The sequence below is a fragment of the Zavarzinia marina genome (genome assembly GCF_021568905.1).
Lineage (GTDB): Bacteria > Pseudomonadota > Alphaproteobacteria > Zavarziniales > Zavarziniaceae > Zavarzinia > Zavarzinia marina.
In genome coordinates, this window is record NZ_JAKGSB010000006.1 from 228,995 (window position 1) to 242,423 (window position 13,429).

At 68.6% G+C, this 13,429-nt stretch carries 12 protein-coding genes; 7 read left to right on the forward strand and 5 right to left on the reverse strand.

What is annotated here, in order from left to right:
- Positions 1–32: 32 nt before the first annotated feature.
- Entirely contained in the window at positions 33–1,307 is a 1,275-nt protein-coding gene (locus tag L2U69_RS16520) for a cytochrome P450 (RefSeq protein WP_236108228.1), read from the reverse strand.
- Between L2U69_RS16520 and L2U69_RS19305 the strand changes: the two genes are divergently transcribed.
- From L2U69_RS19305 to L2U69_RS16530, 3 genes are all read left to right on the forward strand, one after another.
- Positions 1,306–1,629, forward strand: a complete 324-nt coding sequence (locus tag L2U69_RS19305; protein WP_408065822.1) for an acyl-CoA dehydrogenase family protein — start codon at positions 1,306–1,308, stop codon at positions 1,627–1,629. The two genes, L2U69_RS16520 and L2U69_RS19305, sit on opposite strands and share 2 nt — an antisense overlap.
- 73 nt (positions 1,630–1,702) lie before the next feature.
- The gene (locus tag L2U69_RS16525) at positions 1,703–2,944 is read left to right on the forward strand and encodes an NAD(P)/FAD-dependent oxidoreductase (protein WP_236108229.1); all 1,242 of its coding nucleotides are present in this window, start codon (positions 1,703–1,705) and stop codon (positions 2,942–2,944) included.
- 23 nt (positions 2,945–2,967) lie between these two features.
- On the forward strand, positions 2,968–3,288 hold the full coding sequence (locus L2U69_RS16530) for a 2Fe-2S iron-sulfur cluster-binding protein (protein ID WP_236108230.1): 321 nt from the start codon (positions 2,968–2,970) through the stop codon (positions 3,286–3,288).
- A gap of 20 nt (positions 3,289–3,308) precedes the next feature.
- Here L2U69_RS16530 and L2U69_RS16535 read toward each other — a convergent pair whose 3' ends face one another.
- Genes L2U69_RS16535 through L2U69_RS16550 form a run of 4 tightly spaced genes read right to left on the reverse strand, consistent with a single transcriptional unit; the run spans position 3,309 to position 7,816 of the window.
- Entirely contained in the window at positions 3,309–4,463 is a 1,155-nt protein-coding gene (locus L2U69_RS16535; protein WP_236108231.1) for an AGE family epimerase/isomerase, read from the reverse strand.
- A complete protein-coding gene (locus L2U69_RS16540; protein ID WP_236108232.1) occupies positions 4,460–5,689 on the reverse strand; it encodes an HAD-IIIA family hydrolase in 1,230 nt (409 codons plus the stop codon). Before L2U69_RS16540 ends, L2U69_RS16535 begins: the two co-directional genes overlap by 4 nt.
- Positions 5,690–5,702: 13 nt before the next feature.
- The gene (locus L2U69_RS16545; protein WP_236108233.1) at positions 5,703–6,740 is read right to left on the reverse strand and encodes a GHMP family kinase ATP-binding protein; all 1,038 of its coding nucleotides are present in this window, start codon (positions 6,738–6,740) and stop codon (positions 5,703–5,705) included.
- A 26-nt stretch (positions 6,741–6,766) separates the two neighbouring features.
- The gene (locus tag L2U69_RS16550; RefSeq protein WP_236108234.1) at positions 6,767–7,816 is read right to left on the reverse strand and encodes a mannose-1-phosphate guanylyltransferase; all 1,050 of its coding nucleotides are present in this window, start codon (positions 7,814–7,816) and stop codon (positions 6,767–6,769) included.
- A gap of 138 nt (positions 7,817–7,954) precedes the next feature.
- Between L2U69_RS16550 and L2U69_RS19200 the strand changes: the two genes are divergently transcribed.
- From L2U69_RS19200 to L2U69_RS16565, 4 genes are all read left to right on the forward strand, one after another.
- Complete coding sequence (locus L2U69_RS19200) at positions 7,955–8,089, forward strand: hypothetical protein (RefSeq protein ID WP_268967420.1); 135 nt, start codon at positions 7,955–7,957, stop codon at positions 8,087–8,089.
- Between the two features lie 115 nt (positions 8,090–8,204).
- The gene (locus tag L2U69_RS16555; protein WP_236108235.1) at positions 8,205–10,310 is read left to right on the forward strand and encodes a capsular polysaccharide biosynthesis protein; all 2,106 of its coding nucleotides are present in this window, start codon (positions 8,205–8,207) and stop codon (positions 10,308–10,310) included.
- Between the two features lie 276 nt (positions 10,311–10,586).
- Positions 10,587–12,035 (forward strand): glycosyltransferase family 4 protein, encoded by a 1,449-nt coding sequence (locus L2U69_RS16560; RefSeq protein ID WP_236108236.1) that lies wholly within the window; start codon positions 10,587–10,589, stop codon positions 12,033–12,035.
- Positions 12,036–12,053: 18 nt separating this feature from the next.
- Positions 12,054–13,388 (forward strand): glycosyltransferase family 4 protein, encoded by a 1,335-nt coding sequence (locus tag L2U69_RS16565; protein WP_236108237.1) that lies wholly within the window; start codon positions 12,054–12,056, stop codon positions 13,386–13,388.
- The last annotated feature ends 41 nt before the right edge of the window (positions 13,389–13,429 follow it).

Below are 13,429 nucleotides of genomic sequence, written 5' to 3' on the forward strand. Positions count from 1 at the left end.
CGCTCCACCGCTCGGGACAGGGGTGACCGCCGTCAGGCGGCGGCGAATCGAATGGGCAGGACCTTCGGCCCGTTGACGAAGCTAGCCTGCGACATTTCCGGTTGTCCCGCCAGTTCGATCGACTTTATCCGCGGTAGCAACTCCTCGAACAGGATGCGCATCTCCATCTTGGCCAGATGCTGGCCGAGGCAGAGATGGGCGCCATAGCCGAAGGCGAGATGCCTGTTCGGCTTGCGGTCGACGCGGAATTCGAAGGGATCCTCGAACACCGTCTCGTCGCGATTGCCGGAGGCATAGCAGAGCATGAGCCAGTCGCCCCTGGCGATCTTCCGGCCCGCCAGTTCCGTGTCCTCGGTCGCCGAGCGCATGAAGGTCTTCACCGGCGTGGTCCAGCGGATCGCCTCGTCGACGAGACCGGGGATCAGGCTGGGATCCGCCTTCACCTTGGCGAATTCGGCCGGCCGCTCGGCCAGCGCCCAGATGGCGCCGGCGGTCGAGGACGAGGTGGTGTCGTGGCCGGCCGTGGCGACGATGATGTAATAGCTCGTCGCCTCGAAGTCCGAGATCGGCTGGCCGTCGATCAGGCCGGTCGCGATCACCGTCGCCAGATCCTCGCGCGGGTGGGCGCGGCGATCGTCGGAGATTACACGGAAGTAACTCTCGAAGTCGTCTACCGTCGCCTTCACCATGGTGAAGATCTGCTCCGGCGTCATCATCGCCATCATCATGCGGGCCTGGTCGGGATCCTGGGCGCCGAACAATTCCTGGGTCAGGCGCAGCATGCGCGGCTCGTCCTCGGCCGGAACCCCCAGGATCTCCATCACCACGTGAAGCGGATAGCCGAGCGCCACGTCGGCGACGAAATCGCATTCGCCGTCGCGCGCCAGGAAGCGGTCGACCGCCTCGCGGGCGATGACGCGCACCCGCTCCTCCAGCCGGCGCAGGTTCTGCGGCATGAACCAGGATTGGGTCAGGGCCCGGTATTTCGGATGGTCCGGCGCATCCATGTGGATCAGGGTGCGGATCATATGGGGGCTGCCGCCGGTCACCTTGCGCACGAAGGCGTCCCCCTCGCGGTCGATGATGGTGGGGGAGCGGTCACCACTGTGGAACAGCGCGTTCTGGCGGCTGACCTCGAGGAGATCGGCATGGCGCGTGACCGCCCAGAAGGGATCGAAACCCTCCGGCTCCGCCACCGCGAGCGGCATGTTGGCGCGCAGCCAGGTGTAGGATTCATGCATCTTGCCGGCATCGCCGAAGACGACCGGATCGACCAGGCTGTTGGCGATTTCCTGTGGAATCCTCATGGCTTCCTCCCCCTCTCGGCCGGCTCTCGATTTGGCTTGGCCTTTGTTAATACGTTGTTTTAATATATCACGGAATGCGCCGGGGCAAGCCGTCGCGACGAGAATTCCGCCATTGCGGCGGCAGAAGGGAACGGCGCCTTTCCGGCAGGGCGCCGATGCGCGACGACCGGGCAAATCGGCCGGCTTGCGGGTTCGAGGCGGAATTGGCTATTCCCGCCACAAGCCATTCGCGCATATATATCGCCACCATCGCCGCCATCGGATCATCGAAGGCGCGGCGGAAATCCGGATGCGCAAGGTTGCCGCGTATTCGTTCGGGTAGATGAGCCCGCGACGGAAAGAATTCGAATCCCCGTGATGAATCGTCCGTCGCCGTAGGGGAGGAGTATTGCAGGGTGTCGGAGCAGAGTTATTCCGCTGACGCGCGCGTCGTCATTCTCGGTGCCGGCCATGCCGGCGGTTCCGCGGCGGCGTTTCTTCGTCAATACGGCTTCGCCGGGCCGATCGTCCTGATCGGCGACGAGCCGCACGCGCCCTATCAGCGCCCGCCCCTGTCCAAGGCCTGGCTGAAGGGCGAGGCCGACGCCGCCAGCCTGATGCTGAAGCCGGCCGCCTTCTATACCGATCAGAATGTCGAATTGCGCCTGTCGGTCGCGGCGACCGCGATCGACCGGGCGAAGAAGACCGTCGGCCTGTCGGACGGCAATACCATCGACTACGACATCCTGATCATCGCCACCGGCGCCCGCGCGCGGCGCCTGCCGATCCCGGGCGCCGATCTCTACGGCGTCCTCGAATTGCGCAATGCCGACGATGCCGAGAAGCTGAAGCACGCCATCGGCCCGGGCAAGCGCCTGGCGGTCGTGGGTGGCGGCTATGTCGGCCTCGAGGTCGCGGCCAGCGGAAGGGCGCTCGGCGCCGAGGCGGTGGTGATCGAGCGCGAGGCCCGCGTTCTCGCCCGCGTCGCCTGCCCGACCCTGTCGAATTTCTTCCAGGACTATCACCGCGCCAAAGGCGTCGAATTCGAGCTGGACGCCGCGGTCGATGCCTTCGTCGGCGACGAGGGCCATGTCACCGGGGTGCGTCTCGCCGATGGCCGCGTGATCGCCTGCGACGCCGCCGTGGTCGGCGTCGGCGCCATTCCCAACGACGAGATCGCCGGCACCGCCGGCCTCGCCCTCGACGGCGGCATCGTGGTGGACGAGGCGGCCCGCACCAGCGATCCCGCGATCTTCGCGGTCGGCGACGTCACGCGCCGCCCCTTGCCGCTCTATGCCCGCATGCACCGGCTCGAAAGCGTGCCCAACGCCCTCGAACAGGCGAAGCAGGTGGCGAGCGCCATCACCGGGCGCAAGGCGCCGGCGCCGGAAGTGCCCTGGTTCTGGTCCGATCAATATGATCTGAAGCTGCAGATCGCCGGCATTCCCTTCGACGCCGACAGCATCGTGGTGCGCGGCCAGCCGGATTCGGCGAAATTCGCCGTGTTCCACCTGAAGGGTGATCGCCTGCTGGCGGTCGAAGCGGTAAATTCCCCGCCGGAGTTCATGGCGGGCAAGATGCTGATCGGCAACGGCAAGGCGGTCGATGCCGAGAAATTGGCCAACGACACGGTTTCAATGAAGGAGGTCGCGGCCTGACGGCCGCGCTGGGAATAGAGATTATGGCGAAGATTACCTATATCGAGTTCAACGGCACCGAGCATGTGATCGACGTGAAGCCCGGCCTGTCCGTGATGGAAGGCGCCGTGAAGAACAACGTGCCCGGCATCGACGGCGACTGCGGCGGCGCCTGCGCCTGCGCGACCTGCCACGTCTATGTCGACGACGCCTGGCGCGACAAGGTCGGCACGGCCGAGGAACTCGAGAAGTCCATGCTGGAATTCGCCGAGAGCGTCGAGGAGAACTCGCGCCTGTCGTGCCAGATCGTGGTCAGCGACGCGCTCGACGGTCTCGTCGTGCGCATGCCCGAAAGCCAGCACTGAGCCCCATTCGGCCCTCGTCTTCAGCCGAGGCGGTCCGCCACCTCGGCCACGGCGCAGGTGATGTGATAGAGGCTGCTGGCCCGCGTCGGCTCGATCATCGGCTTGCCGTCGGCGCCGATATGCTCGTACCAGGCGCCGGCCACCGGATGCTCGAAGAAGCGCATCAGGCCCCGTAGCGCGGCGGCGGCCCTTCCGGCCGCCGCGTCGCGTTCGGCATCGTCGTCCGCCAGCGCCATGGCCAGGCAATGGGCCTTGGTGCGTTCCGTCTGCGGCCAGAGCCGGCAGCGGTCGTCGCGGATCGACAGGTCCCGGTTCAATTCGTTGATGGCGAGGCCACCCACCGCATCCACCCCCGGCCCCTCGCCCACCGCGATCAGCCGGCGCGCCGCCGAAAGCGCGTCGTCGCGACGGCGCAGGCGGCCCCAGCGCAGCAAGAGCCAGGCCCATTCGAACTGATGGCCGGGTTCGACCACGTCGTCCGGCGGCGTGTCGATGCGGATCCAGTCGCCGTCGAAATATTCCCGCAAGGCCCCCGTCCCGGGATCGAGGAAGGTGGCGAGGCAAAGCTCGGCAATCTCGTCCGCCAGGGCCATCCAGGCCGGATCGTCGGAAATCGCGGCCCAGGCGAGGCTCGCCTCCAACATGTGCATGTGGGGATTGGCCTTCAGCGGCAGGCTGCGGGGGCGGCTTTCCTCGAAGCCGGCGCGGGGATGGGCGAAACCCGCCTGCATCCGCCCGCGAATGCCTTCCGCCAGGGCCTCCAGATCCGCCGCCTTCTCCCCGACCGAGGCAGCCGCCGCCAGCCCGAAGAGGACGAAGGCGTGGTCATAGAGGTCGAAACCATCGTCCAGCACCGTGCCCGTCTCGTCGGTGGTGCGGATGACGAGCCCGGCGGGGCTGACGAAACGGTCCAGCCCCTTGATGCCATGGCGCAGGATCGCCCGTGCCGGCCCGGGCCAGCCCAGCTTTTCCGCCGTGGCGAAGGCATAGATCTGGCGCCCGGTCACCCGTGCCCTGCGCGGCTCGGCCAGGATCGCGCCATCGGGCGCCAGCTTCTCGATGAAACCGCCGTGCTCGAAATCCGTGCCCCGCGTCGACCAGAGCGGCAGGGCCCGGTCGAACAGCCAGGCCCTGATGTCGGCGAAGGCCGCCGCCAGGTCCGCGCGGCCGCTCACGGCGCTTTCCCCGCCGTCAGGAGGCCGCGGGCGAAATCGGCCAGATTGCCGCCCGCGAACAGATGCGCCTCGATCCCCGCCGCCCGCGCCGCCGCCAGATCGCTCTCGCGGTCGCCGATCAGCAGGCTGCGGGCGCGGTCCACCGGCCAGCGGTCCAGCAGGTCGAAGATCATGCCGGGTTCGGGCTTTCGCCGGTCGCTGGCGCGGCGGAAGGCTTCGACGCTCGCTTCCGGATGGAACGGGCAATGGCGCTCGTCGTCGATATGGGCGCCCCGTTCCGCAAGGCCGTCGCGGATGTGGCGGCGAAGCGCGAAATAATCCGCCTCGCCGTACATGCCCTTGCCGATGCCGGCCTGATTGGTGACGACGAAGACGTAGAAGCCCAGGCGGTTGGCGAGACGGATGGTTTCGGCCGCTCCCTCCACCCATTCGAAGCGGTCGATGGTGCCGACATGGCCGTGGTCGATATTGATCACGCCGTCGCGGTCGAGGAACAGGGCGGGCTTGCGCCGGCGGGCCGGGATCTCCGTCTGGGCGCGGGCATAGTCGGCGGGTATGCCGATGTCGAGGAAGTAACCTTCCGCGACATGGCCGATCAAGGCGCGTTCCGCGACCAGTTTCGGCATGGTGTCGCGCTCCAGGGAACACAGGGGTTCCAGGCGCTCGACCATGGCGCGGCGGAACAGATAGACCCCCGCATTGACCAGGGCCGGCGCGCCTTCGGCCGGCGCGGCGGCGGCGAAATCGTCGATCCGGTCGCCGTCCAGGGTGACGACGCCGTAACGCCCCGCCGCGGGCAACGGGCGCAGGCTGAGGACGCCGAGCACGCCGTCGTCGTCCGGCAGGGCGGCGGCGACATCGGCCAGCGGGATGTCGAACCATGAATCGCCGTTGAACAGGAAGAACAGGTCGTCCAGCCGGTCGCGGGCGTGCCAGATGGCGCCGCCGGTGCCGGCCCGGTCCGGCTCGATCGCGATTTCGACCGATATGTCCATGCCGAGCTTCCTCGGCAGGGCGGCGGCGAAATCCCGTACCTGATCGGAGGCGAAGGCGGCCAGCAGCAGGAAGCGGCGCACGCCCTGGCGCGCGATCTCCTCGATCTGGATTTCCAGGAACGGCCGGCCGGCGACCGGCAGCAGGGGTTTCGGCGTATCGGCCGTGAGGCTGCCGAGGCGGCTGCCCAGGCCGCCGACGAGAATGACGGCCTGATCGGCCCGTGCCACCATCCGCGTTCCGCCCCTACAATTGCCAGGCTTGGCTGCCGACGTCGTTGAACTTCACCGGGCTGGACTGGCCGCCCGCATCGTTGAGGGCCTGCAGCAGCGAATAGCGGTTTTCCGGCTGCACCATGAAGAACATGAAGCCGCCGCCGCCGGCGCCGGAAACCTTGCCGCCCTCCGCCCCGTGCTTGAAGGCGATGCGGAACAATTCGTCGATCCGGTCGGTGGAAACGCCGGTCGCCGTCGCCTGCTTGGCCTTCCAGGATTCGTTCAGGATGTCCGCCATGCGCCGCAGATTGCCGACCAGAAGGGCGCGCTTCATCTCGACCGCGTCGATCTTCAGCTTCTGCATGGCGTCGATGGTCTTGGCGCTGGCGGTATTGAGGCCCGCCTGCTGGCGGTCGATGATCTCGGCCGAGGCGCGGGAGCGCCCCGAGAAACAGACCACGAGGGAGCTCTCGAGCTCGTTCACCACCGCTTCGGAGACACGCAGCGGGTTCACGATCACCCGGTCGTCCGCCAGGAATTCGATGAAGTTGATGCCGCCGAAGGCCGCCGCGTATTGATCCTGGCGCCCGCCCGCGAGACCGAGGTCGATACGCTCGATCTCGAACGCCAGATGCGCGACGTCGTATTTGCCGAGCGGCGCGCCCATCACTTCGCGAAAGGCATCGACCAGCGCGACGACGAGGGCCGAGGAGGAGCCGAGGCCGGAGCCCGCCGGCGCGTCGACCGTGGTCTTGATGGTCATGGGCCAGATATCGCCGCCGCCGAAGTCCGCCACCATGCGCTCGTAGACGCCGCGATGCAGGAGCAGCCTGGCATCCGCCATGGGCTGGCCGATCTCGAACGTCTCCGAATAGCCGATGTCGTCGGACTGGAAGCAGACCTTGCCGTCGGTGCGCGGCAGGATCGAGGCGAAGGCATAACGCTCGATCGTCGCGTTCAGGACGGCGCCGCCGAACCGATCGCAGAAGGGGGACAGATCGGTGCCGCCCCCGGCGAGGCCGAGGCGCAGGGGCGCGCGGGCCCGTGTCTTTCGATAGTCGGAAGCCATGGCACCACCCCCCGGGGCGAAAGGGATCAGAGAACTTCCTTCAGGCGCACGGCCTGGTCGATCCTGGTGACCAGCACGCCGGACGCGCTGACCACGACCGCCAGATCCTCCACCCCCAGGATGCGCACGGGCAGACCGTCGGAGATGATGATGTTGTTGCGCGCATCGCGCATGCGCACGTCGCCGATGGTGACGTTGCCGACCTCGCATTTCGGCAGTTCGACATAGGCCGCCTGCCAGTTGCCGAGGTCGGACCAGCCGCAGGACAGCGGCACAGTCACCACCCTGTCCGCCCGTTCGAACAGGGCGTAGTCGATGGAATTCTTGGGCGCCGAGGCGAAGGCTTCGGCATCGAGGATATAGGAGCCGGACAGCGGGCCGGGCACCGCCTCGACGACGGCCCGCGTGGCCGCGTCCAGGATCTCCTTCATGTGCTTTTCCGCCTCGGCCAGGAAGCCCTTGGCGGTCAGCACGAACATGCCGGCGTTCCAGTCGAAGCGGCCGGACGCGAGATAGGTGACGGCCGTGGTGATGTCCGGCTTCTCGTGGAAGCTGGCGACCGAGAAGGCGCCGTCGTGGCCGTCGAGGGCATCGCCGCGCTCGACATAGCCGAATTCCGTCGCCGGCCGGTCCGGCGCGATGCCGAAGGTGACGAGATGATCGGCGAGAGCGGCGACCGACGCCACCTTCAGCGCCGCATTGAACGCCGCCTCGTCACGGATCAACTGGTCGGAGGGAAAGATCCCGATCGGCACGTTGGCGCCGTGATGGCGGGCCACCCAGGCGACGGCGGCGGCGATCGCGGCGGCGGAATCCCGGCGCTGCGGCTCCAGCAGGATGGTGCCCTCGTCGAGGCCGATCTCCGCCAGTTGCTCGCGCACCACCGTCTCGTGGACCGTATTGCAGATGATGAGGGGGGCCGCCGCGCCGGGCACCGCGAGACGCTTGACCGTGATCTGGAACAGGCTGCGGTCCTGCCAGATCTTCAGGAATTGTTTCGGCATCATGTCGGTGGAGAGTGGCCAGAAACGGGTCCCCGACCCACCGCACAGAATGACCGGAACCAGACCTGTCATGATCGCACCTCGATAACCCGAACTCGTCCCCGGGCCCGAATTCCCCCCGGGCCCCAGATTCCGCCAGTCGCGGAAAGCGGGGGCACGCAGTTTCAACCGCCGGCCGTCGACCGTCCGGAAACCTGCGTCGAGTCCCCCATGGCCAAGGCAGCCTACACGCGCCGCTCCCAGATTGCCACCGGCGACCGGCCAACCTTGACCCCGCTCGGCGCCGCCCCCTATCATGCCGCGCTCGTGTTTCAGGAATACCGTCCCGGCGGCGGATCATCGTGACGGTCTCATTTCCAGCACAAGGCCAGACTCCGGCGCCAAGCCAGACTCCGGCGCAAAGGCAAACTCCGGCACAAAGCCAAGCCACGCCGCGGAACGGCGGAGGGAGCCGTCGGCCATGGCTGAGGCGGACGACATGACACCCCCGGCGCGCACGAACGCGGCGAAGCTCGCCGTCCTCGCCCTGCCCATGTTCTGGCGGGTGCGGGGGCTCGACCGTTTTCTCGACGGCATCGGCCGGCCGGTCTGGCACAGCGGCCTGTTCCGCCCGAGGCCCGACGTCGTCGCCGTCGTCGGCTGGGGCCGGAAGAAGCCGTCGCGGCGCGCCATGCGGGCGGCGGCCCGCTGGGGCCTGCCCTTCTTGACCGTCGAGGACGGGTTCCTGCGCTCCGCCGGCCTCGGCGTCACGGGCACGCCGCCGCTCTCCATCGTGCTCGACGACCGGGGCGTTCACTACGAGGCGGCGCCGCCGTCCGCCATCGAGGACGACCTGGCGCAATGGCTGGCGATCCCGCCGGCCGACATCGCGGCCGCCCGCGCCCTGATCGAGACGATGCGCGGCCATCTGATCGGCAAATACAACGACGCCCCGGACCTGCCGGCGGATGATCCGGCCGGGCGGGACCGCCCCCTCGTCCTCGTCGTCGACCAGACCCGGGGCGATGCCTCGATCACCGGCGGCGGGGTCGGCGCCGGCGATTTCATCGCCATGCTGGAGGCGGCCGTCGCCGAGAACCCGGGGGCCGAGCTTCGCGTGAAGGTCCATCCCGACGTTCTGGCCGGCAAGCGCGCCGGCTTCCTGCTGGAGGCGGCGCGGGAACGCGGCATCGCGCTCGAAACCAGGCCCGTCTCCTGGCCGTCGCTGGCGCGGCGCGCGGCGCGGGTCTATGTCGCGACCAGCCTCGCCGGCATGGAGGCGCTGATCCAGGGCGTGCCCGTCACCTGTTTCGGCCTGCCCTTCTTCGCCGGCTGGGGCCTGACGGACGATCGCCGCCCGGCACCTTGGCGCAGTGCGCGGCCGACACTGGAGGCGGTGGTCGCCGCCGCCTATGTCCGCGCCTGCCGCTATCGCGATCCTCTGTCCGGTGGTCCCGCCACGGCGCTGGACATCGCCCGCCATGTCGCCGGCATCAAGCGGAACGACAGGGATTTCGCCGGCCTGACCGTGGTCATGGGCCTGCGCCCCTGGAAGCACGCGCGCATGCGCCGGTTCCTCGCCAGCCGCTGGGGCCGGGTCCGTTTCGCCGGCGACGTCGGACGCGCCGTGGCGACGGCGAAGAGCGCCGGCGGAAGGGTCGCGGTCTGGGCCGCCCGCGCGCCCGCCGGGCTGGCGGACGCCTGCGCCGCCGAGGGCGTCCCGCTGTGGCGCATCGAGGACGGTTTCCTGCGTTCCGTCGGTCTCGGTTCCGATCATGTCGCCGCCGCCTCCCTGGTGATCGACCGCCAGGGCATCTATTTCGACCCGACCCGGCCGAGCGACCTCGAGAGCCTGCTGGAAGAGAGCCGCTTCGACGACGCCCTGCTGGCCGAGGCGGCGCGCCTGCGCCGCGTCATCGTCGAGCGCGGCCTGACCAAATACAACGTCGGGCGGGCCGAGGGCGTCACCCTCGGCGCCGCGCCGGGCCAGCGCCGCATCCTGGTGCCCGGCCAGGTGGAGGACGATGCCTCGGTCCAATTGGGCGCGCCCTGGGTCGGCGGCAATCTCGGCCTGCTGAAGGCGACGCGGGCGGCGGCGCCCGATGCCTGGATCGTCTACAAGCCGCATCCGGACGTCGAGGCCGGCAACCGCCAGGGCGCGGTGCCCCACGACGTGGTGCGCCGCTTCGCCGACCAGATCGTGATCGATACCTCGGTCGTCACTCTCTTCGACCTGGTCGACGAGGTTCACACCATGAGTTCGCTGGTCGGCTTCGAGGCCCTGATGCGCGGCCTGAAGGTCACCGCCCACGGCCAGCCCTTCTATGCCGGCTGGGGCCTGACCACCGATCTCCGCCCCCTGCCCCGGCGCCGCCGGCGCCTCGCGCTCGACGAACTGGTGGCCGGGGCGCTGCTGCTCTACCCCCGCTATTGCGATCCCGAGAGCGGGCTGCCCTGCGACGTCTGGCATGTCGTCGACATGCTCTCGGCACGGCGGCCGCAACCGGCGCGCGGCCTGCGCCAGCGCGCCATGCGCGGGCTGCGCCTGGCCGGCGCCCTGCTGCGCGCCCTGATCGGTGGTCGCTGACGGCGGCCGCAGTTGCCTCCCGCCCGTTTCCACACGGGAATGGCGATGGCGATTGCACGAATTCCACAAACCGGCGTGGACGAGGCCTGCGGCCGGGACCTTTAACTTTTCATAAACCATTGATTTTGCAGGAAAGCTTGCTTAGAGCTTGTCGCGACTCCACGGGGAGGGCGATGATCGTGGCGTAAATCCGTCGCGAAAGCGGCTTCGGATCGCGCGGATGCTCGAGGGCTTCGGTCGCCGCCAGGGGCGCCGTCGGGGGACGGGGGGATTGAATTGCTACCTAGCGCTACGCCATCGCGGACGGTGGGCACGCCCCGTGCCACGGACGAGGCGTGCCGCAGGGCCGAAGATCCCGGCGCGCCTTGCGGACCGGCGATCGGCGGATCGTCCCCCGCCGTCGATCCCCGGCTGAAGGGCCGGCGCATCGCCGTCGACGGCCACAATCTGGCCCTGCCCCATGGCACCGGCGTCGCCACCTATGCCCGGACCCTGACCTATTGCCTGCGCGATCTCGGCTGCCGGGTCGACATTCTCTACGGACAGCGGGTCCACCTCGATCCCGCGCCGATCCTCCGCGAAATCGCCTTTCTCGATCCGGCCGGGGTGCCGCTCCGGCGCGGCGCCCTGCGCCGCGTGCGCGATGCCGCGACGGCCTTCTTCGGCCGGGACGCCGAAATCATCGACATGCGGGGCCGGGCGATCGCGGACGATGTCGCCGGCACCCTGCCCTATTTCGACCGGATCGCCGCCGTGCCGCGCCTGTTCCAGGAGGCCACGCGCCATTTCCGCCGCTTCGGCCGCTTCCTCGAGGTCCGCATGCCGGAAACGCCGGAGATCATGCACTGGACCTATCCGCTGCCGGTCCGGGTCGCCGGGGCCCTGAACGTCTACACGCTGCACGACCTCGTGCCGCTGCGCTTGCCGACGCTGACCCTGGACGACAAGAAGTACTATCATTCGCTGATCGGCGAATGCATCCGCCGGGCCGACCACATCTGTACCGTTTCCGAACGGTCCAAGGCGGACATACAGGACATGTTCGATGTCGCGGACGACCGCATCACCAATACCTATCAATCGGTGGTCCTGCCGGCGATCAGCGCGAACCAGGAGGAAAGCGAGTCGCGCCACTACGTCGAGGAGGTCTACGGCTTCCCGTGGCAGGGCTATTTCCTGTTCTTCGGCGCGATCGAGCCGAAGAAGAACGTGTCCCGCCTGATCGAGGCCCTGCTGAAGGCCTGGCCGTCGCGCCCCCTGGTCATCGTCGGCAATCCGGTGTGGAAGGCCCTGAACGAGAGCAGCTTCCTCGAGGACTACGAGCGCGAGATCGCGGCCACCGGGGCGGCGCGCCGGCTCTACAAGTTCGGCTACCTGCCCCAGTCCCACCTCGCCGGGCTCGTGCGGGGCGCCCGTGCCGTGCTCTTTCCCTCGCTCTACGAGGGTTTCGGCCTGCCCGTGGTCGAGTCCATGCTGATGGGCACGCCGGTGCTGGCGTCGACCGAGGGATCGTTCCCGGAAATCGCCGGCGATGCCGCCCTGCTTGCCGATCCCTACGACGTGGATGCGATCGCGCGGGCCATCACCGACCTCGACAGCGACGACGAACTGGTGAACCGCCTGTCGGCCCGCGGGCCGGAACAGGCCGCGCGCTTCGGCATTCCCCCCTATATGGAGAGACTGTCACGCATGTATGCCAAGGTCCTGGGCCTCACGGCCGCCTGAGTGTGATAGAGAATGGCAATGGCGAAGATACTGCTCGACATCTCCCGGCTCAGCGGCCGCGACCCGGACCGGCCGCCATCGGGCATCGACCGGATGGAATACACCTATCTCTGCCACTTCCTGAACCAGCCGGCGCCGCGCATCGGCTTCTTTTCGATCCGGGGCAACAGCTTCCGGCGCATCACCCGCGACGACGCCCTGGCGCTGCGCGACAAGATCGCCGCCGACTGGGTCGACCGGGTCGACCCCGAACTGCATCGCCGGCTGCGCCGCTTCTCCCCCCTGATGGACCGTTTCATCCGCGCCAGCGAGCGCCTGATGGGCGAGCGCATCGACCCGGTCCCGGCGGTGCGCGGGCGGATCTTCAAGCGCGGGACGCCGTCTTCGGTGCTGCTCTCGGTCTCTCACGGCGGCATCGACAAGACCGGGCTCTGGGCCGGGCTCAAGGAGCGTTTCAACGCCGGCCTCGCGGTCTTCCTGCACGACCTCATCCCCTACCATCATCCGGAATTCGCCCGGGCCGGCGAGGACCGGCGCCATTTCGCCCGGCTCGAGACGATGATGAGCACGGCCGATGTCGTGCTGACCAATTCCCTGGTCACGGCACGGGAATTCAAGGCCTTCTGTGCCCAGGCGCACCAGCCGCCGCCGCCGGTCCGGGTGCTGCCCCTCGGCATCTCGCCCCTGTTCCTCGGCCAGCAGCCGACGACCCACGACGAGGACGTGCCCTGGTTCATCATGGTCGGCACGATCGAGCCGCGGAAGAACCACAACCTGCTGCTGGCGCTGTGGCGCCGCCTGCGCGAACAGCTCGGCCGGAAGACACCGAAGCTCATTCTCGTCGGCCGGCGCGGCTGGGAAACCGAGAGCACGGAACGGATCCTCGACCGCTGCCTCGCCCTGCGGGACTGCGTGGTCGAACTGCCCAGCCTGTCGGATCCGCAACTGGTCGAACTGCTGCGGCGGTCCAATGCCCTGCTCTTTCCCTCCTTCGTCGAAGGCTACGGCCTGCCGATCGCCGAGGCGCTGGCGGTCGGCGTGCCCGTGCTCTGCTCGGACATTCCCGCCTTCCGCGAGGTCGGCGGCGACATCCCCGACTTCATCGACCCGCTGGACGGACCGAGCTGGATGCGGGCGATTCTCGACTATTCGTCACCGGATTCGATTGCCCGGACGGCGCAGCTCGAACGTCTGAAGGCCTATCAGCCGCCGACCTGGGCGCGACATTTCGCCCTCCTGGAAACGTCGCTGGTGCGGTATTGCAGCCTCGAGGCCATCCCCGCGACAACCGAGGCCGGCGCGGTCAACGGGCCCTCGCTGACGGGCGGCACGCTGCCGGTAATCCCCGACTGACGCCTTCCCCCCAAGGCTTGAAATCACTTCAGCCAACGCCC

Excerpts from the sequence above, each read along its gene's own strand:
- L2U69_RS19200 (WP_268967420.1), top strand. The coding sequence starts at position 7,955 with ATGGCCAAGGCAGCCTACACGCGCCGCTCCCAGATTGCCACCGGCGAC.
- L2U69_RS16530 (WP_236108230.1), top strand. The coding sequence starts at position 2,968 with ATGGCGAAGATTACCTATATCGAGTTCAACGGCACCGAGCATGTGATC.
- L2U69_RS16520 (WP_236108228.1), bottom strand. The coding sequence starts at position 1,307 with ATGAGGATTCCACAGGAAATCGCCAACAGCCTGGTCGATCCGGTCGTC.
- L2U69_RS16550 (WP_236108234.1), bottom strand. The coding sequence starts at position 7,816 with ATGACAGGTCTGGTTCCGGTCATTCTGTGCGGTGGGTCGGGGACCCGT.
- L2U69_RS16545 (WP_236108233.1), bottom strand. The coding sequence starts at position 6,740 with ATGGCTTCCGACTATCGAAAGACACGGGCCCGCGCGCCCCTGCGCCTC.
- L2U69_RS16540 (WP_236108232.1), bottom strand. The coding sequence starts at position 5,689 with ATGGTGGCACGGGCCGATCAGGCCGTCATTCTCGTCGGCGGCCTGGGC.
- L2U69_RS16555 (WP_236108235.1), top strand. The coding sequence starts at position 8,205 with ATGGCTGAGGCGGACGACATGACACCCCCGGCGCGCACGAACGCGGCG.
- L2U69_RS19305 (WP_408065822.1), top strand. The coding sequence starts at position 1,306 with ATGGCTTCCTCCCCCTCTCGGCCGGCTCTCGATTTGGCTTGGCCTTTG.
- L2U69_RS16565 (WP_236108237.1), top strand. The coding sequence starts at position 12,054 with ATGGCGAAGATACTGCTCGACATCTCCCGGCTCAGCGGCCGCGACCCG.